10 protein-coding genes are annotated in these 19,559 nt (G+C 62.5%); all 10 read left to right on the forward strand.

The annotated features are described in order from the left end of the window. Nucleotides 1-8 precede the first annotated feature (8 nt). The 10 genes from ACI2KA_RS13955 (at nt 9) to ACI2KA_RS14000 (ending at nt 19,431) form a co-directional block, all read left to right on the forward strand. On the forward strand, nt 9-791 hold the full coding sequence (locus ACI2KA_RS13955; RefSeq protein ID WP_404502935.1) for a TatD family hydrolase: 783 nt from the start codon (nt 9-11) through the stop codon (nt 789-791). Between the two features lie 2 nt (nt 792-793). Continuing rightward, entirely contained in the window at nt 794-1,618 is an 825-nt protein-coding gene (locus ACI2KA_RS13960; RefSeq protein ID WP_404502937.1) for an MBL fold metallo-hydrolase, read from the forward strand. A 21-nt stretch (nt 1,619-1,639) separates the two neighbouring features. Beyond that, nucleotides 1,640-3,421, forward strand: a complete 1,782-nt coding sequence (locus ACI2KA_RS13965; protein ID WP_404502939.1) for a chloride channel protein — start codon at nt 1,640-1,642, stop codon at nt 3,419-3,421. Between the two features lie 440 nt (nt 3,422-3,861). After that, a complete protein-coding gene (locus tag ACI2KA_RS13970) occupies nt 3,862-5,163 on the forward strand; it encodes an MFS transporter (RefSeq protein WP_404502941.1) in 1,302 nt (433 codons plus the stop codon). A gap of 59 nt (nt 5,164-5,222) precedes the next feature. Continuing rightward, nucleotides 5,223-6,470 carry an efflux RND transporter periplasmic adaptor subunit gene (locus ACI2KA_RS13975; RefSeq protein WP_404502943.1) on the forward strand — a complete coding sequence of 416 codons (1,248 nt, stop codon included), beginning with the start codon at nt 5,223-5,225 and terminating at the stop codon, nt 6,468-6,470. Then, nucleotides 6,470-9,589: an efflux RND transporter permease subunit gene (locus tag ACI2KA_RS13980; protein ID WP_404502945.1), complete on the forward strand. Its 3,120-nt coding sequence runs from the start codon at nt 6,470-6,472 to the stop codon at nt 9,587-9,589. Before ACI2KA_RS13975 ends, ACI2KA_RS13980 begins: the two co-directional genes overlap by 1 nt. Beyond that, nucleotides 9,586-10,353 carry a 4'-phosphopantetheinyl transferase gene (locus tag ACI2KA_RS13985; RefSeq protein ID WP_404502947.1) on the forward strand — a complete coding sequence of 256 codons (768 nt, stop codon included), beginning with the start codon at nt 9,586-9,588 and terminating at the stop codon, nt 10,351-10,353. Before ACI2KA_RS13980 ends, ACI2KA_RS13985 begins: the two co-directional genes overlap by 4 nt. Nucleotides 10,354-10,372: 19 nt before the next feature. Beyond that, complete coding sequence (locus tag ACI2KA_RS13990) at nt 10,373-11,152, forward strand: amidohydrolase (protein WP_404502949.1); 780 nt, start codon at nt 10,373-10,375, stop codon at nt 11,150-11,152. A gap of 95 nt (nt 11,153-11,247) precedes the next feature. Further along, complete coding sequence (locus tag ACI2KA_RS13995) at nt 11,248-11,907, forward strand: TetR/AcrR family transcriptional regulator (protein ID WP_404502951.1); 660 nt, start codon at nt 11,248-11,250, stop codon at nt 11,905-11,907. Nucleotides 11,908-12,315: 408 nt separating this feature from the next. Beyond that, nucleotides 12,316-19,431 (forward strand): SDR family NAD(P)-dependent oxidoreductase, encoded by a 7,116-nt coding sequence (locus ACI2KA_RS14000; protein ID WP_404502953.1) that lies wholly within the window; start codon nt 12,316-12,318, stop codon nt 19,429-19,431. Nucleotides 19,432-19,559: the final 128 nt, after the last annotated feature.

Below are 19,559 nucleotides of genomic sequence, written 5' to 3' on the forward strand. Positions count from 1 at the left end.
CGAAACCCATGCTGATCGATACGCATTGCCATCTGGATTTTCCCGATTTCGAGGCTGAGCGCGACGATATCATCGCCCGCGCCCATGCCTCCGGTGTGCGCCAGATGGTGACGATCTCGACCCGGGTGCGTCGCCTGCCGGAGCTTTTGAAGATCGCGGAACACTATCCGTCGGTCTTCTGCTCGGTCGGCACGCATCCGAACAATGCCGACGAGGAACTGGATATTTCTGCCGACGAGCTGGTGCGGCTGGCGGAAAGCCACGACAAGATCGTCGCGATCGGCGAGGCGGGTCTGGATTATTTCTACGACACGCAGAAGCCGGAAGACCAGAAGACCGGCCTCATTCGCCATATCGAGGCCGCAAGAAGAACGAAGCTGCCGCTTGTCATCCACAGCCGCAGCGCCGATGACGATATGGCCGCGATCCTGCGTGCGGAAAGCGGAAAGGGGGCATTCCCCTTCATCCTGCATTGTTTTTCCGCCGGCCCGGAGCTGGCGAAAACCGGCGTGGAGTTGGGCGGCTATGTGTCTTTTTCCGGCATTCTGACCTTCCCGAAATCGCAGGATATCCGCGATATCGCCGCCACCGTGCCGCTGGACAGGCTGCTGGTTGAAACCGATGCGCCCTATCTTGCGCCGAAGCGCTGGCGGGGCAAACGCAACGAGCCATCCTATGTGGTCAATACCGCAGAGGTTCTGGCGGAGGTGCATGGCATCTCCTTCGAGCGCATGGCGGAAATCACCACCGAAAATGCCTTCCGCTGCTTTTCCAAGATGACAAGGGTGTAGGCGTGGCAACTTACCGTCGCCGCTTCACGGTTCTCGGATGCGCGTCGTCGCCCGGCGTTCCGCGCATCAACGGCGACTGGGGCGCCTGCGACCCTGAAAACCCGAAGAACCGGCGCACGCGCACGGCCTTCATGGTGGAGCAGATCGGCCCGGATGGCGGCAAGACAACCGTCGTCATCGATACCGGTCCGGATTTTCGCGAGCAGATGATCGCGGCGAAGGTGGACGCCGTCGATGCCGTGCTTTACACCCATGCCCATGCCGACCATCTGCACGGTATCGACGATCTGCGCATCTATTTCGCTCTTCAGAAAAGCCGTATTCCGATCTATGCCGATCCCGTCACCATGGCGCGCATCAGGGACGGTTTTGCCTATTGCCTGGAGACGCCGGCGGGCAGCAACTATCCGCCCATCGTCAAAGCGCAGCTCATCGCCGATATCAATGCGCCGCTGATCATCGAGGGGGCCGGCGGGCCGATCCCCTTCAAGGTGCATATGCAGCAGCATGGCGATGTGCATTCGCTCGGCTTTCGCATCGGTGATGTCGCCTATTGCACCGATGTCAGCGACTTTCCGGCCGAAAGCCTGCCGAAACTTGCCGGTCTCGACGTGCTTGTCATCGATGCCCTGCAATACCGATATCACCCCAGCCATCTTTCGCTGGAACAGGCGCTCGGCTGGATCGAGACATTCGCACCCAGGCGGGCGATCTTGACCCACATGCATGTTCCGCTCGATTATGACACGGTGATGCGTGAAACGCCGGATCATGTTGAACCGGCCTATGACCAGATGCGTTTCGAGATTGAAATCGCGACACCCTGATACCGCCTGAAAAGGAACAGCATGTCGACCAGGCCTTTCCGTGCACCCAGTATGGCGAGCTTCTTCGACAATCTGCGCGCCAGCCGGCTGCGGGCCATGTTCCGTCGCGGCGAACTGGGGCTGGTGGCGCTCGCCGTTCTCATCGGCATTGCGGCGGGCCTTCTGGTGGCGCTGATCGGCGCCCTGAGCACGACGCTGCATGTGCTGGTGTTCGGTGTCGAGCGGCTGAGCAGCAGCGACCTGTCAGGGTGGGTCGTGCTGGCCGGACCGATCATCGGCGGTATCGCCCTCGGTCTGATCATCTTCATTCTTTCGAAGACACGCAAGAAACCGATGGTCGACCCCATCGAGGCCAATGCCCTGCATGGCGGGCGCCTGTCGCTGACGGACAGCATCATCGTCTGCGTGCAGAACATCGTCTCCAACGGTTTTGGCGCGTCAGTGGGGCTGGAGGCCGGTTATACGCAGATCGCCAGCGGTGTCGCCTCGAAGATCGGCATCAAGCTGAAACTGCGGCGAGGGGACATGCGCATCCTCGTCGGCTGCGGCGCGGCGGGGGCGATCGCGGCGGCTTTTAATGCGCCCCTGACCGGGGCGTTCTATGCCATCGAACTGATCATCGGCACCTATACCGTGGTGACGCTTGCGCCACTCATCGTCTCCGCACTGGTCGCCACCACCGTCATCGGGCTTATCGGCGGCCACGGCCTCGCGATCGATATCGTCGACGCCAGCCGCGTGACGCCCGCCGATTACGTGCCTGCCATTTTCCTCGGCGTCGTATGCGCGGCAATCGGCATCGTCCTCATGCAGACCGTGTCCTTCATCGAGGAGACGGCGCGCAAAAGCGCCATTCCCGGCTGGCTGCGTCCGGCAATTGGCGGCGTGGCGGTGGGCGGTCTGGCGCTGATTTCGCCGCAGGTCCTGTCGAGCGGCCATGGGGCGCTGCATCTCAATATCGATGCCGAACTGACGATCTACGGGCTGGCCGGGCTGTTCCTGCTGAAGGCGGCGGCCAGCGCCATCTCCATCGGTTCGAATTTCCGCGGCGGCCTGTTTTTCGCCTCGCTGTTCATGGGCTCGCTGCTCGGCAAGATCTTCGCGCTCTGCGCCCCCTATATCGGTTATGGTTCGACGGCGCCCATCGTTTATGCCGTGATCGGCATGAGCGCTTTTGCGGCTGCCATCATCGGCGGTCCGCTGACGATGACCTTCCTGGCGCTGGAATTGACCGGCGACTTCCAGATCACCGCGCTGGTGCTGGCCGCCGTCATCACCACTTCGCTGGTGGTGCGCACCACCTTCGGTTATTCCTTTGCCACCTGGCGTTTTCACCTGCGCGGTGAAAGCATTCGCAGCGCCCATGATATCGGCTGGATCCGCGACCTTACGGTGGGCAAGATGATGCGCGCCGATATCCGCAAGGCCAATGTCAGCATGGGGCTTGCAGCCTTCAAGGAGACGTTTCCGCTCGGCTCGACGCAAAGGGTGATCATGACCCATGATGACGGGCGTTATGCCGGCATCGTGCTCGTGCCGGAAATCTACGCCGATCCGATGGATCGCGATCCCGGCAAGATCAGTCTCGAAAGCTACCTGCAATACAAGAACGAGGTTCTGCTGCCGACCATGAATGCCCGTCAGGCCGCGGCGGCCTTCGACGCTGCGGAGAGCGAGGCCCTGGTCGTCGTTAATGACAAGATCGAAAATCGCCCGGTTGGCCTGCTGACCGAAAGCCACACGCTGCGCCGTTACAGCGAAGAGCTTGATCTGAGACGTCGCGAGGCGTCCGGTGAGCTATAAACAAGGTTAGAAAAACATTTTTATCTATTGATATATCTATATTATATTTCCTGTATCTGTGCGTCGGCTTGCCTTGCCAGGGCCGAGCACAGGCGGGAAGGGCAATCGATATATCCGCAGATGTGATGCATATGTTGCTCCTTTAAAGCGCCATCCATTCCTCCATTCTGACGACAGCATCTAAGCGCCGGAAAACAGATAGACCGCGCCGTCAGGCTCGATTCTGGCTCGATGTCTTCTAGCATTTTTCGCGGGCCGGCTTGACAGGAAACCGTATTTTGAAATAAATAGACTGACTACTTAATTAATGAATTTGAAAGACTGAATGCGGGGGGCTGCCGGTTCGGCCGTCTGCTTCCTTTCAGTCCGCGATGAGACGAGATCATCTGCCGCCGTCAGCCTTGCCGGCAATGCCGGATCGGCGAAACCTGGAGATCGTGATGCCTTCAGACAGCAGCACCGCCGAGGCGATAGCCGTTGCGTCCGCTTGCGGTAATCGCGCCGCTGGTTCGGGAGAGGGGTTGCGCGGGCTTTGCCTGCCGCGAAGCCGGGCACCGCTTTATGGTGTCATCGTCGCCGGTGGCCTGTCGCTTTTCGGCAATGCGGTGGCCGGCGTCGTGCTGCCATGGATCGTGCTTTCCCTGACCGGCAATGCCGCATGGACCGGCATTGCGGCGGCGGCAGGCATGATGCCCCTGGTGATCGGCGCGTTTTTCGGCGGGCCTGTCGTTGACCGTTTCGGCTCCCGTGTCGTTGCCGTTACCGCCGATCTTGCCAGCGCATCGAGCGTTGCCGCTATCCCCCTGCTGATGATGACGGGGCAACTGGATATCGGCCTGCTGATCGGCCTGATCGTGATCGGGGCGCTTCTCGACGGACCGGGCATGATCGCGCATGACGCAAGGGTGCCGGAGCTTGCCCGTGTCGCGCGCATGCCGATCGAGCGGGTGACCTCCATCGATGAATTGCTGGAAAACGCCGCGCTGATCTTCGGTCCGCCCGTCGCGGGCATCGCAATCGCCGCTTTCGGCATGGAATATGCCCTGCTGATCACGGCGGGCTGTTCCCTGCTTGCTGCCTTCATCGGCGCCATCTGCCTGCCGCGCCAACGGCGCAGAACCATCGATCCGGACAAAGGCGGTGCGGCGCTTGCGGGCCTGCGCTTCCTTCTGTCGGAGCCTCTGCTTCGCCTCCTGCTTGTCGTCGCCATGGTGATGCTGGCGGTTTTCGGGGCGCTCAACGCCGTCATTCTGCCGGTCCTGTTCAAGGCAGGTGGCGCGGATGTGCTGGACCTCGGTCTCTTCCTTGCCGTCTCCGGGGCAGGGGCGGCCTTATCGGCTGTCACTTTTGCCGTATGGGGGCACGCCTGGAACGGTCGCGCCGTGCTTCTGGCCGGCATATCGGGCGCCACGCTTGCGATCGGCCTGATCGCCTTTCTCCAGACCGGACCCTATCTCTTTGTCGCAGCCGTCTTGATCGGCCTGTCGACCGGGGCGCTTGGCCCGCTTGCCAATGCCGTGTTCCTGAAACGCGCGCCGGCCTCGATCCGGGGCAGCGTGCTTGGAACGACTGCGGCAATTGCCATGATGGCGACACCGCTTGCCGTGCTGGTCGCCGGTTTCGGGGTCGAGGCTGCCGGTTCCGCCTGGTTCCTCTGGGGGCTGACGGCAACGCTTTTTCTGCTGATGCCGTGGGTTCTCTTCAGCCGGGCGGCACGGATGATGGGTAGGTCGCCGCCGTGACCGGAGCGCCGTCGCAACTCTCCAATCCCGATCAATTTCCCATCCGGACCCGTACCGTCATGACCGAACCGAATTCCCTTTCCCCAAATTCCTCCGACCCCGCCGGGCCTGCACCTCTCGAAACGCGCGGGCGCGGTTCCGCCGGCGGGCTGCTCTGGTGGGCGCTGGCCGCTATTGCTTTTTTCGGGGCGGCCGTCTGGCTGATCCTGCCCGGCAAAGACACGCCGGCGGCCGCGCAGAATGCCGAAGCTGGAAGCGTGCTGCCGCATGTCTCGGTGGTTGCCGCAGCACCCTTCGCTTTCAACGCCAGTCAGGATGTCGCCGGCCTCCTCGCCGCCCGCAACGATATTTCGATCGGCACGGCCGTAACGGGACAGCGGATCGTCGAGGTCTTCGTTGATGTCGGCGATACCGTCGCCGCCGGGCAGCTGCTGGCACGGCTGGAGAACAAGACGCTTGCGGCCCAGGTTCAGCAGACGGCGGCCGCCGTCGCCCGCGCCCGTGCCGCCCTTGCCGAAACCGAAGCGGCGGAGATCGAGGCGAGCGAGAACCTGCGCCGCGCCGAAGGCCTTTCCGGCTCCAGCGTCAGCAAGGAGCAGCTTGGCCAGCGCCGCGCGGCGGCGGCCACCGCCAAGGCGAAGATCGAAGGCGCGCGGGCGGAACTGGCGGGCGCGCAGGCGCAGCTTACCCAGAATCGCCTCGAGCTTGAGCGCACCGACATATTGTCGCCCAAACCCGGCATCATCACCCAGCGCCATGCCCGCATCGGCGCCATGCCCGACAGCGCCGAACCTCTGTTCCGCCTGCTGCAGGACGGAGAACTGGAGTTTCTGGCGGAAGCGCCGGAACGGGTGCTGCCGTCGCTGCAGGCCGGCCAGTCCGTGGCGATTACCGTCAATGGCGTGAGCCGGCCCATCCAGGGACGCATTCGTGTGGTCGAACCCGCAGTCAACACCCAGAGCCGTCTTGGTATCGTGCGGATCGCCGTCCCTCCGGCGGCCGATCTGCGCGCCGGCGCATTCGCCCGCGGCAAGGTCGATCTCGGCGAGCGCCGCTTCCTCGTTTCCGTTCCGGAGGCGGCTCTGCGGCTGCGCCGTGAGGGCGCCGCCCAGCTGGTTGTGGTCGATGCCGACGCCCGGGTGGCGCGACGCACCGTTCGCCTCGGGCAGGTGCAGAACGGCGTCGTCGAAATCCTCGACGGGCTGGAACCGGCTGAACGCGTCGTCGAAAGTGCCGCCGCCTTCCTGCGTGACGGCGATCAGATCGTCGGCGTGGAGGAGATGGCTCAAAATGGGGAGGGGCGTTGATGACCAATATCTCATCCTGGGCCATCCGCCGCCCGATCCCTACGCTTGTGCTCTTTCTGCTGCTGACCATCGTCGGCATCCAGTCCTTTCTGAAGCTGCCGGTCAATGCCAATCCCCGCGTCGATTTTCCGATCGTCACGGTATCCATCGCCCAGGCCGGTGCGGCGCCGGCCGAACTGGAAACGCAGGTGACCCGGCGGGTCGAGGGTGCGATTTCCGGTCTGGCCGGCATACGGCACATCCAGTCGACCATAGGTGACGGCCTTTCGACGACGACGGTGGAGTTTCAGCTCGGCATCGACACCGCCCGCGCCACCAATGACGTGCGGCAGGCCGTTTCGCAGATTCGCACGGAAATGCCGCGGGACATCGAGGAGCCCCTCATCGCCAGCCTCGATGTCGAGGGCGGGGCGATCCTCTATTTCGCCGTTCGCGCGCCGCAGTTGTCGCCCGTCGATCTGTCGTGGTTCGTCGACGAGACGGTCGCCCGCGAACTCCTGACGACCAAGGGCGTGCAGCGGGTGCAGCGGCTTGGCGGCGTCAACCGCGAAATCACCGTCCAGCTCGACCCCGATCAACTCATCGCTTTCGGTATCACTGCCGAGGACGTCAACAACCAGGTGCAGGCGTTCAATACCAATGTGCCGGGCGGCAGAAGCCGGCTCAATGAGAAGGAACAGTCGATCCGTGCGGTCGGCGGGGCGATCACCGCCGGCGAACTTGCCGAACGGCCGATCAGCCTTCCCAACGGCCAATGGACGACGCTCGCCACCCTTGGCAGGGTAACGGACGGATCGGCCGAGCCGCGAGAATTGTCGCGTCTTAACGGCGAACCGGTCGTCGGTTTCTCGGTGTTCCGGGCCAGGGGATCGAGCGACACCGCCGTCGAGAACGCCGTGACCGCCACCCTCGCACGGCTGAGCGACAGCTATCCGGGCGTCGAGATCGACCGCGTGCTTTCGACGGTCGATTATACGAGGGCGAGCTATGAGGTCGCCATGGAGACACTGATCGAAGGAGCGGTGCTGACGGTCGTGGTCGTGTTTTTCTTCCTGCGCGACTGGCGCGCGACGCTGATTGCCGCCGTCGCCATGCCATTGTCGATCCTGCCCACTTTCGCGGTGATGCTGTGGTTCGATTTCACCCTCAACAGCATCACCCTGCTGGCATTGACGCTGGTGATCGGCATCCTCGTCGATGACGCCATTGTCGAAGTGGAAAATATCGACCGCCACCTGCATATGGGCAAACGACCGTTTCAGGCGTCGATCGACGCCGCCGACCAGATCGGTTTTGCGGTTCTCGCGATTACCGCCACCATTGTCGCCGTGTTTTTACCGGTCAGCTTCATCGGCGGGGTGATCGGACAATATTTCAAGCAGTTCGGGCTTACCGTTTCGGTCGCCGTCCTGGCCAGCATGCTGGTCGCACGTCTCGTCACGCCGTTGATGGCGGCCTATATCCTGGCGCCCAAGGCGGTGACAGTGGAGGAGCATGCAGCGCCGAAATCGCGCATGGGCCGGGCTTACGTCTCCCTTCTCGAGCTTGCGTTGCGCCACCGGCTGAAAACCTGCGGCATCGGCGTTCTGGTGCTGGTCGGCTCCTTCCTTCTCGTTCCGCTGCTGCCATCGGGCTTCCTGCCCAGCGACGACCGCAGCCTGTCGCGAATCCAGATCGAATTGCCGCCGGAATCGACGTTGCGCGATACGGATGACGCCGTGCAGTCGGTAACGGCGGCGCTCAGGCAAATGCCGGAGGTCAAAAGCATCTTCGCCTCCGTCGGCCGCACGGATGACGGGCCGGACGTCGCCCGCGCCTCGCTGCTGGTCAATCTGGCGCCATCCTCCGAACGGACGCTTTCGCAACGCCAGTTCGAGCTGGTCGCCGCCGGCCTCATCGCCCGCACGCCGAATATCCGCTTCGCGTTCCAGAATGAAAATGCGGTGCGCGATGTTTCCATCATTCTCGTCGGCGACGCCCCGGAAAAGCTCGCGGCCGCGGCACTGGCCCTCGAGACCGGGATGCGCGGCGTCGCCGGCATTGCCAATGTCCAGACCGTCGAACCCTTGCCGCGCGCCGAATTGCAGATCAGGCCACGTTTCGATGAAGCGGCCCGGCTCGGTGTTTCCACGCAGTCGATCGCGACCGTCCTGCGCATCGCCACTACCGGCGACACGGACGCCAATTCCGCCAAGTTCAATATTGGCGACCGGCAGGTGCCGATCCGCGTGATGATCGACAGAGAGGCGCAGAGCAATCTCGATACGCTTGGCATGCTCAGGGTATCGGTGGCGAATGGCAACGTGCCGCTGATGTCGATCGCCGATCTTTCGGTATCGGAGGGGCCGGGCCAGCTCAACCGCTTCGATCGCCAGCGTCGTGTGACAATCAGCGCCGATCTTGCCGGCATTCCGCTCGGCGTGGCGCTGGAGCGCATTCATGCGCTTCCGGCGATGGCCTTACTGCCGGCCGGGGTGCGGGAGGTGCAATATGGCGATGCCGAATATATCGGCGAAATGTTCCAGAGCTTCAGCGCCGCCATGCTGTTCGGCCTGCTGATGGTGCTGGCGGTGCTGATCGTGCTCTTCAAGGATTTTCTCCAGCCGATCACCATTCTTGTGGCGTTGCCGCTTTCGGTGGGCGGGGCGATCGTCGGCCTGCTGCTTTATGGCGGCGCGCTGGATCTGCCGGCAGTCATCGGCCTGTTGATGCTGATGGGCATCGTCACCAAGAACTCCATTCTGCTGGTGGAATTCGCCATCGAGAAGCGCCATGGCGGGCTCGATCGCCACCGGGCGCTGGTCGAATCCGGCGTCGAGCGCGCCCGCCCGATCATCATGACCACGCTTGCCATGGTTGCCGGCATGATGCCGGCGGCGCTGGGCGTGGGGGCGGATGCCGGTTTCCGCGCGCCCATGGCGATTGCGGTCATTGGCGGCCTCATCACCTCTACCCTGTTGAGCCTCGTTTTCGTGCCGGTCGTCTTCACCTATATGGATGATCTGCGCGGCTGGCTGGGGCGCGGGCTGCAGCGCCTCACCTCGGTGACGGCCGACGACCGGGCAGGGGCCGAACGCCAGGTGCGCGGCGGACCCGAAATGTCGAGGGGGCACGGATGAGCCCCGGTCAGCTGGTCTTCCCCATCGCCGCGCCCGCCATGCGGGACGATATCGCCGCCGCTGCGGCCCGCTCGGAGGGTTTTCTGTCCTGTCCGGCCTTTTTCGATACCGGGTCGGAAAACGTCGTTGCGCTGGAAGCGCACTATCATCTGTCCTTCTACCGGCCGGCGCTGTTCGACAGGCTGGGCGTGGCGATGCCGGCGCTGCTGGCCGACGCCGTTCCCAAGCGACAGGCGGAGTTCCTCGCAGGACGTTTTCTGGGACAGGCGGCGATGATTTTTCTGGGCTGTCCGGCCGTTCCGATCGCCATTGGCAACGGGCGCGAACCGGTCTGGCCAGCGGGCATATCCGGCTCCATCAGCCATTCACACGGCATATGTGTCGGCATGGCGACGCCGGATGGCGAGGCCAGGGTGGGTGTCGATATCGAGAAGATGGAGCCGGGCGCGGTAACGGGGGTCATTCTGAAACGTGCCCTCGATACGATGGAGCGGGAGTTGATCGTCGACCGGGAACGGCGCGACGGCCGCGTGCTGCCGTTTCTGGTGTTTTCCGCCAAGGAGACGCTGTTCAAGGCGCTCTATCCGCTGGTCGGGCGTCATTTCGATTTTCACGCCGCACGCCTTTTCGAAAAACCCGGCCGCGATGCATTGCGACTGGAACTGACACGTCCGCTGCATCGGTCGCTTCCGGCCGGCAGCCGTTTCCATATCCGGTTTTCGGTGACCGGCAGTTTCGTCCGTACCTGGCTGATCTGCCGTTAGATCATTTTTGGAGATATTCATGGGTGACAACGATCTTCGCATAACGCTGGTGCAGGCGGATCTGGCCTGGGAAAACCCCGAACGAAACCTCCAGCAGTTCGACCGCCACCTGGATGAAATCGGCGAGACGGATCTGATTGTTTTGCCGGAAATGTTCACAACCGGCTTCAGCATGAATCCGCAGGCCGTGGCCGAACCCATGGACGGGCCGGCGGTTAAATGGCTGCTGGAGACCGCCCGCCGGCATGACGCCGACATCGTCGGAAGCGTGGCGATCGCCGAGGAGGGCCGTTATTTCAACCGCCTGCTCTGGGCCAGTCCGGACGGTGCGCTCATCCACTACGACAAACGCCATCTCTTCACCTATGCCGGCGAGCACGCGCATTACACGCCCGGGCAGGCGCAGCAGGTGGTGCATTTGAAGGGCTGGAACATCGCGCCCTTCATCTGCTTCGATCTGCGGTTTCCGGTCTGGTCGCGCAACCGCGGCCAATATGACGTGGCGCTTTACATTGCGAGCTGGCCCGCCCGCCGCGCCGCACACTGGAAAAGCCTGCTGCCGGCTCGCGCCATTGAAAACCAGGCCTATGTCATCGGCGTCAACCGTGTCGGCATTGACGGCAATGACCTTGCCTATGACGGCGACAGCATGGTGATCGATCCGCTGGGAGAGATATGTTTTCACGCCAATGTGAACGTTACCGTGCACCAGCAGCGGCTGTCACGCCGGATGCTCGATGAAACAAGGGAAAGACTGCCTTTCCTGCGCGAATGCGAGCGGTTTGAACTGAGCGTTTGACGGATTGCCGACGCCGCAGCGGGGAGGCAACGGGTTGACAGGCCGCCCCGTTATAATTATTGGACTAAGCGCTCAATTAATTTATGGGAGCGATCATGGCCCGCAAGCTGGATCCGGCGAAGCATGAAGCCAAGCGGCAGCAGATACTGGAAGCTGCCATTAGCTGCTTTGCAAAAAACGGGTTTCACCAGACCACCACCGCGCAGATCTGCACGGCCGTCGGCATGAGTTCCGGCAATCTCTTCCATTATTTCGACAGCAAGGAAGCGATCATCGAAACGATCGTTGCCGAAGAGCGGCGGGAAACCGCCGCCTATTTCGCCGAGCTTGGCGCGGCGGACGATCAGTTCGGCGCAGTTTTGGGGTTTGTCGACGCATCGCTGGAGCTTGCCACCGACCCCACCTATGCGCGGCTGGTGCTGGAAATCGCGTCCGAGGCGATCCGCAACCCCGCCATTCATGTGCTTGTCAGGGCTGCCGACCAGGAAATCCGGGCAGGCATTGCCGATCTGCTGCGCAAGGGAATGGAACGCGGCCAGATTGACGCCAATCTTGATGCCGAGCGGGCCGCAACCTGGATTGCCGCACTGATCGACGGTGTTTTCTCGCGTCTGGCGGTCGATCCCGATTTCCGGCCGCTCGAAGAGGCCGACATGATGCATCTGATTATCGGTCGTTTTCTATCGGCAGGACATTCTCCCGGCCAAACGATCGAGACCAGGCAAAATCCGCCGCCTGCAACGGCCGGGCTTTAGGTCCGCGCGGAACGCCTGCCGAAAACCCGGTTGCGGTTTTCCATTCCATGGCTCCGGCAGCCGCCCAAAGGTGGCTGTGGGTCAGCGTCTGTTTACGGGAAAATCCGACGGCTGAAGCGTGGCTTTCGACAGCTGATTTTCATCAATTCAACCAAAGATGTCTGAATTATGAAAACTTCAACGCAAAGTATATTAATGCTTTTCAAATGAATGAAGATGTGTTTTATACGGCCGCAGACGCATAAAGACGAAATGAATTGAGAATTATTTCGCATTAATAGTCCGTGAGCCGGAGTATTTATCGTAATTCTGCATGCGATACGGCCTTAAATTCTGAATTACATCCTGATTTTTCTTGTCTCTGACGGGAGTGATGCTCTCCGTCCCCAGGGAAGGACTATTGTTGTGATGCTGCAAAACCGTAATCCCGCGCCGCCCCCTCTCGATATCGCCATTGTTGGTATGGCCAGCCATTTTCCCGACGCGGCCGATCTTTATGATTTCTGGTCCAACATCGTGAACGGTCATGATGCGATCCGCGACATAGAGACGGTCGATCCGGTCGAATATTGGCGGCCGGAGGATTTTTACGACCCTGATCCGCGCGCGGCCGACAAGGTCTACGGCCGCAAGGCCGGGTTCGTGCCGCCGATCGATTTCGATCCTGCCGGTTTCAAGCTGCCGCCGCTGATGCTGCAATCGATCAGCACGGCCCAGCTTTTCGCGCTGCACGTCGCCAAGCAGGCGATGGCGGATGCCGGACTTCTGGGCGATGGTGCCGAAAAGATCGATCGTGACCGTATCGGCGTCATTCTGGGCGGTTCGGGCAACGGCAATACGGCGTTTTCGCTTGCCGTGCGGCAGCAGATTCCGTTTCTGCGCCGGATTCTGCTGAATAGCGGCCTGTCCGCGGAGGTGGCGGAGGAAACGGTCGAACGCCTGCAGGGATTGTCGCTGGAATGGAACGAGGACAGTTTTCCGGGGTTTCTCGGCAACGTGGCCTGCGGCCGCATCGCCAGCTATTTTGACCTGGGCGGCACGTCCTACATGGTGGATGCCGCCTGCGCGAGCAGTCTCGCCGCCATCAAGGCCGCCATCGGCGAACTGAGCGATGGCAGCTGCGATGCCGTGCTGACCGGCGGCATCAATCTCGAAAACTCGATTTTTTCGTTCCTCTGCTTCAGCAAGACGCCCGCATTGTCGAAAAGCAACCGCTCACGACCCTTCGACCGGAAATCGGACGGCATGATGCTGGGGGATGGCGTCGGTTATCTCGTGCTGAAGCGCCTTGCCGACGCCGAGCGCGACGGTGACCGCATCTATGCGGTGATCCGCGCCCTTGGCGCCTCCAGCGACGGTCGCGCCAAGAGCATCTTCGCGCCCCGTTCCGAAGGGCAGGTGAAGGCGCTGAAGCGCGCCTACAGCCAGGCCGGTTTGACGCTTGCCGATATTCAGCTGATCGAAGCCCATGGCACCGGCACGGAATCCGGCGATGAGACGGAGATCAAGAGTCTGCTCCGGCTCTGCGAAGAGCAGGGCGTCGACGCGGAACACGCCATCGCCATTGGCAGCATCAAATCGCAGATCGGGCACACACGCTGCGCGGCAGGGGCGGTGGCGATGATGAAAGTGGCGCTTGGCCTCCATCACAAGGTCCTGCCGCCGACGATCAATGTCGAGGACCCCGCCGACATTCTGTCAAAACCCTTCTATGTCAATAGCTTGGCGCGGCCATGGCTGCGGCCGCCCGGCAACGGGCCGCGCCGCGGCGCCTTGAGCGCCTTCGGTTTCGGCGGCACCAATTTTCACGTCATTCTCGAGGAATATGAAGCGGAGACGCGCGAACAGACCTATCGGCTGAACCGCGTGGCGGATGTCTGCGTGTTTCATGCCGCAAATCCGGCGATGCTGGAGGCGACGTGCCGGGATGCCCTTTCCAGGCTTTCCGGGAAGGGGGCGGCGGCGTTCTTCGAGGCTCATCTGGCCGATGGTCAAAGACTTGCGCCGCCTGCGCAATCCGCCCGCCTCGGTTTTGCGGCGGCGACGCCCGAACAGGCGTGCGCGCTGCTGGAAGAAGCCCTGGTGCTGTTGCAATCCGGCTCCGATCAGGGTTTCGAACACCCGGCCGGTCTTTATTACCGGCCCGAGGCGGCCCCGGTGGCAGGCCGCGTCGTCGCGCTCTTTCCGGGGCAGGGGGCACAATATGTCAATATGGGGTCCGGTGTCGCCATCGATTATCCCGAGCTGCGCCAGGCCCTGGAGGCTGCGGATGCGGTGGCGGCGGAAGCGGGCCTGCCCGCCTTGTCGGGCGTGATCTATCCGCCACCGGCCTTTTCGGATGAAGAGGCCATGCGGCAGAGCCGCGAACTCACCCGCACCGCCAATGCACAGCCGGCGATCGGCGCGGTGAGTGCCGGTTATTTCCAGCTGCTGACGCGGCTCGGCTTTGCCGCGGATTTCGTTGCCGGACACAGCTATGGCGAACTAACCGCGCTGTGGGCGGCGGGTGTGCTTTCGGATGTGGATTTTCACAGGGCGTCGCTTGCCCGCGGCCGGGCGGTTGAGACCCCGAGCGGGCTTCATGATCCGGGGGCGATGCTGGCGGCACAGATAAGGCGCGAGGAGGCGGAGGCGCTGCTGGCGGCCGTGCCGGATATCGCGATAGCCAATGACAATGCGCCGGAGCAGCTGGTGTTTGGCGGCGCGACCGACGCGATCGCCCGCGCCCAGGCCTGGCTTACAGAGCGTGGCCGCCGGTGCCAGACGCTCCCGGTTTCGACGGCCTTCCACACATCCTATGTCAGGCATGCGGCGGAACCGTTCCGCGACGGAATTGCCGGAATTGAATTCTCAGCCCCGCGTTGCGCGCTCTATTCCAGTGCGACGGCAGAACGCTATGGCGACGATCCCGCGTTCTACCGCGATGCCTTGGCGGGCCAGCTGGTTCAACCGGTGCGGTTCCGGGAGATGATCGAGCGGCTTCATGCCGATGGCGGTTATCTATTCGTCGAGATCGGTCCGAAGGGCATTCTCGGCAAACTGACCGGTGACATATTAAAGGGCAAGCCGCATGCGGTGGTTTCGCTCAATCCCAGCGCCAGTGGCGAGGAAGCCCTGCAATTGCGCCGGGCGCTCGCAAAACTGGTGGTGGAGGGCGTGGCCCTTGCCGGAACGGATCCCTATGCCCGTCCGCGCCCGCCTGAGGATGGTTCGGCAAGGGCCGCGACCAGCGTCAGACTTCAGGGCGGTTTTTATCTGACCGAGAAAAACCGCAGGCGGCGGGAGCATGCGCTGCGGCACGATACGGCCGTGGTGGAAAAATTCCTGGCCGACCGTGCCGCCGGATCGACGCCCCGGCCGACCGTTTCCCCGGTCGTCGAGACCGTGCCTCAAACCGCGCGGGCCGTGCCGTTTTTCGCACCGGTTGCGGACTGCCATCCTTCCTTCCCCCCTTTGTCCTCCTCCATTCAGCCCTCCCATGACACTGACAGGATCGAGATAGCAATGACCAGCCAATTCGAGAATATTTCGAAGCCGGACCAGATGGACAGGCAGATCGAAAGCCAGAATCTGCTCAGCCAGCTTCACCAGCAGTTCCAGACCAACCAGAGCGAATATATCAACATGCTGGGGTCCCTGGTCAGCAAGCAGCACAGCCTTCTGGAAAAATTCCACGGTCATCCGCAAATGGAGAGCATGACCGCCAGCCTTGCCCGCAGCCTGCAATTGCTGGAGCGCAATCAGGAGCTTTACCACCTCAATCACGAGCGTTATTTTGACAACCAGATGTCGCTGATCAGCGGCGAAGTGGTTCGCAGCCTGCCGCATTCTCCGGCCCACAGGCTGGACCTGCTGAAGCCGGCGCAGCCGGTCGCCGCAACGCGGCAGGAAAATTCTGCGTCGGCGCCGATGGTGGTGTCCGCAGCCGCCGAAGCGCCGGTTCCTTCACCGATCGCTTCCATAGCCGCACCGAAGCCGCAGATGCCGGTCATGTCCGAGCCGCGTATCGTTTCGCCGCAGATATCCGCGCCGGCTGTTCCGGTTCCCGTCCTCAGCGACGAGGATCGGACGAGAATCGCCATTCTCGAAGGCGTCACTGAAGAGCGGCTGATCCGGGAACTGACGGCGATCGTCAGCGAGCGCACGGGTTATCCGGTGGACATGATCGGCGACCAGATGGATCTCGAGGCCGATCTTGGCATCGACTCCATCAAGCGGCTGGAGATTTTCGGCGCGATGTTCGACCGGCTGTCGAATGGAACGCGACTGCTCGAGGATGCGGACAAGAACCGCAACGACGAGAATTTCGATATCGAAACCATGAGCAATATCCGCAAGATGACACAGTTCCTCCTGCGCACGGTCGAGGAATTGCTGGCAGCGGTCAAAGCGACGTCACCCGTTGTCGTAACAGCGACGCCGATCGCTTCGGTCCCGATCCTCAGTGCCGAGGATCAGGCGAGGGTCGCTGTTCTCCAAGCCATCACCGAAGAGCGGCTGATCCGCGAACTGACGGCGATCGTCAGCGAGCGCACGGGTTATCCGGTGGACATGATCGGCGACCAGATGGATCTCGAGGCCGATCTCGGCATCGACTCCATCAAGCGGCTGGAGATTTTCGGCGCGATGTTCGACCGGCTGTCGAATGGAACGCGACTGCTCGAGGATGCGGACAAGAACCGCAACGACGAGAATTTCGATATCGAAACCATGAGCAATATCCGCAAGATGACGCAGTTCTTCCTGCGCACGGTCGAGGAATTGCTGGCCGATATCACAGGCGCATCTCCGGCCGTTGCGGCGGTTTCGGTTGCGGCGATCCCGGCGGCATCCGTCAATCCAGCCGCGGCCAGCGGAGCCTCGGTTGTGACGCTGCAACGTCTCGGGGTGGTGACATCCACCAAGCTGTCCGATACTTCCGACGCGGAGGTGTCGCAGCCAAAAAAAGCTTCGGCTGAGCAGGACGTATCCGCGCTTCCTGCTCAGCCGGTCATGACCAAAGCCGCCGTCTATCGTCACCGTGTGGTCCGTCAGAACCTTGCCCGGCCCGACAGGATGCCGTTGACCCTCGACGCCGACCGGATATGGCTGCTTGTCGATGATGGCAAGGGACTGAGCGAAGCGGTGGCCTCCCGTCTCGTTGCCTCGGGGCAGAAGGTTGCGCGCCTTCGGATGGCCGCTGCGGCCCGGCCGGCGAAAGGCAGGAAGACCGCCAAACAGCCAGCGTCCGTCTCGGTGCTCGACGGCGTGCAGGATTACAATCTGCAGGATTGCGGCAGGGTGGCCATCGAAGCCCTGATTGCCGAAATCGAACAGGCGGAAGGCCCGGTTGGCGGTTTTATCCATCTCCAGCCGGCAAACGTGGCGACATCGATCGGTGAGGTCTTTGCGGAGACGGGTTACGAGACCGCCGAAACGCTGTTCACGCTGGCCGGGGTCCTTCAGCCGCGCTTGACCGGCATCGGCGCGCGCAACGCCTTTTTCATCGTCGGTCGGTGCGATGGGGCTCTCGGAACGTCTGGCAAGGGCTTGTTCAACGTCATCGGCGCAAGTCTCGGCGGCTTGTCGAAATCGCTCGCCGCCGAGTGGGACGAAGTTTTCTGCCGCTTCGTGGATATCGATCCGGCGCTGCCCGATGAGGACGCTGCCGACATCCTGATCGAAGAGCTGGAAGACCCACAAACCGCATTGGCGGAGGTGGGGCGCGGCCCGGACGGCGCGCGCATGACCCTGGTCAACCGGGCCGAACCCGGAATGGAGCAGCGGCAAACCGCGCTCGGGGCCGATAGCGTGCTTCTCGTCAGCGGCGGTGCGCGCGGTATCACCGCCGATTGCGTGATCGCCCTGGCGCAGCGCCATCCCGTCCGTTTCGCCTTGCTGGGACGCACCGATATCGACATGCCATTGCCCGCATGGGCAGAGGGTATCGAGGGCGATGAAGGCCTCAAGGCGGCCGCGATTGCGGCAATGCAGGCCGATGGCGAACAGCCGACACCGGTGAAAATCGAAAAAATGCTGAACGGTATTCGCCACGCGGTGCAGATTCGGCGAACATTGGCGAAGATCGAAGAGCTTGGCGCCAGGGCGGCCTATTTTACCTGCGACATCGCCGATGCGAAGGATGTCGATCGCGCCATATCCGCGGTCGAGCAAAGCTTCGGCAAGATAACCGGTATCATCCATGGGGCGGGCCTGCTTGCCGACAAGCGTATCGAAAAAAAGACGGCTGAGGATTTTCGCGCAGTGTTCCATACCAAGGTGCGGGGGCTGCAAAATCTGATGCAGGCGCTGCAGCCGGACGCCATCCGGCAGCTCGTGCTCTTCTCATCGGTATCGGGCTTTTTCGGCAATGCCGGGCAGACCGACTATGCGATGGCGAATGAGGCTCTGAACAAGTTCGCGCATATGTTCAAGGCGCATTATCCGGATGCCTTCGTGCGCAGCATCGGCTGGGGTCCGTGGGACAGCGGCATGGTCAACGACGTGCTCAAGAAAGCCTATGGCGAGCGCGGGCTGGCGATCATTCCGGTGGAGACGGGGACGCGGTTCTTCGCCGAGGAGTTCGGTTGCGGCGATGCTCCGCAAATCCTCGTCGGCGGCGACAGCTACAGGAGCGTCCGGACGGTCAAGACGCTGCAGGCGCCGCGTCTCGTGGAGCGCAGGATCGATCTTGCCACGGCGCCTTTCCTCGCCGATCACATGGTCGACGGACGCTACGTCCTGCCGGCCACGGCGGCGGCCAGCTGGCTGGTGAAGCTGGCGGAAGACATGTTGCCCGGCTATCGTTTTGAAACCCTGCTCGGTTTCAAGGTTCTGAAGGGCGTCACGCTGGAGGCGGGGGAAACCTGCCTGCTGGAGGCGCAGATCGAACCGGCGGCCGACATGCCGGATCCCGCAAGCGGCGACCGGCGCGCCCTAACGATCTCCGTCTATAGCCGGACGGGCTCCGAACGGCAGAGCCGTTATGCGGGCACCGTGGTCTTGAGCCGTGAGCTGAGCCTTCGTCCGCGTCTGGGTGCCTTCGATCTCACGAGGGATGACGAGCCACTGGGTTACCCGCTCTACGGCACGCCGCAGGAAGGCCCGCTCCTGTTTCACGGCCCGAGCTTCCGCGGCCTGCGGCAGGTGCTCAATGGCGGGGATCACGGTCTGACGCTCGCCTGCGAGCTGGCGCCGGTGGAAGAAGCCATGCAGGGACAGTTCCGCACCTCGTCGTTTAATGCCTATCTGGGCGATGTCTTCCTGCAGGCGCCGTGGCTGTGGCTGATCCTGGGCAGCGACTACGCAGGGCTGCCTTCCGCCATCGGCCGCGTCGACCGGTTTGCCGCACTCAATTTCGGCCAGCCGTTCTTTCTTTCGATGACGATAAAATCCCTGACGCAGGCGAGCCTGCTGGTGGATATCGCCGTGCATGACGAGGCGGGGCAGCTTTATTTCCGGCTCTCGGACGTTCAGTTCACCGTTTCCCGGCAATTGCGCGAGCGGCTGGTCGGACGTGAGGACAAGGTCGCGGCGGCGGAATAGGCGTCCGGCAAAGTCCGGAGCACATGAGCGTTCCGGAAAAACAACGATAGCAGAGAGAAGCGTTTCCGTGATCCGGTTGAGGCCGGAAACGCTCTCCCTCTGCGCCTTATCTGAGGAAGGATGATGGC

Source organism: Agrobacterium sp. NPDC089420, from assembly GCF_044900305.1.
In the GTDB taxonomy this organism is placed as follows: domain Bacteria; phylum Pseudomonadota; class Alphaproteobacteria; order Rhizobiales; family Rhizobiaceae; genus Agrobacterium.

Coding starts and splice junctions, on each gene's coding strand:
- ACI2KA_RS13955 (WP_404502935.1), top strand. CDS start 9: ATGCTGATCGATACGCATTGCCATCTGGATTTTCCCGATTTCGAGGCT.
- ACI2KA_RS13965 (WP_404502939.1), top strand. CDS start 1,640: ATGTCGACCAGGCCTTTCCGTGCACCCAGTATGGCGAGCTTCTTCGAC.
- ACI2KA_RS13970 (WP_404502941.1), top strand. CDS start 3,862: ATGCCTTCAGACAGCAGCACCGCCGAGGCGATAGCCGTTGCGTCCGCT.
- ACI2KA_RS13975 (WP_404502943.1), top strand. CDS start 5,223: ATGACCGAACCGAATTCCCTTTCCCCAAATTCCTCCGACCCCGCCGGG.
- ACI2KA_RS13980 (WP_404502945.1), top strand. CDS start 6,470: ATGACCAATATCTCATCCTGGGCCATCCGCCGCCCGATCCCTACGCTT.
- ACI2KA_RS13985 (WP_404502947.1), top strand. CDS start 9,586: ATGAGCCCCGGTCAGCTGGTCTTCCCCATCGCCGCGCCCGCCATGCGG.
- ACI2KA_RS13990 (WP_404502949.1), top strand. CDS start 10,373: ATGGGTGACAACGATCTTCGCATAACGCTGGTGCAGGCGGATCTGGCC.
- ACI2KA_RS13995 (WP_404502951.1), top strand. CDS start 11,248: ATGGCCCGCAAGCTGGATCCGGCGAAGCATGAAGCCAAGCGGCAGCAG.
- ACI2KA_RS14000 (WP_404502953.1), top strand. CDS start 12,316: ATGCTGCAAAACCGTAATCCCGCGCCGCCCCCTCTCGATATCGCCATT.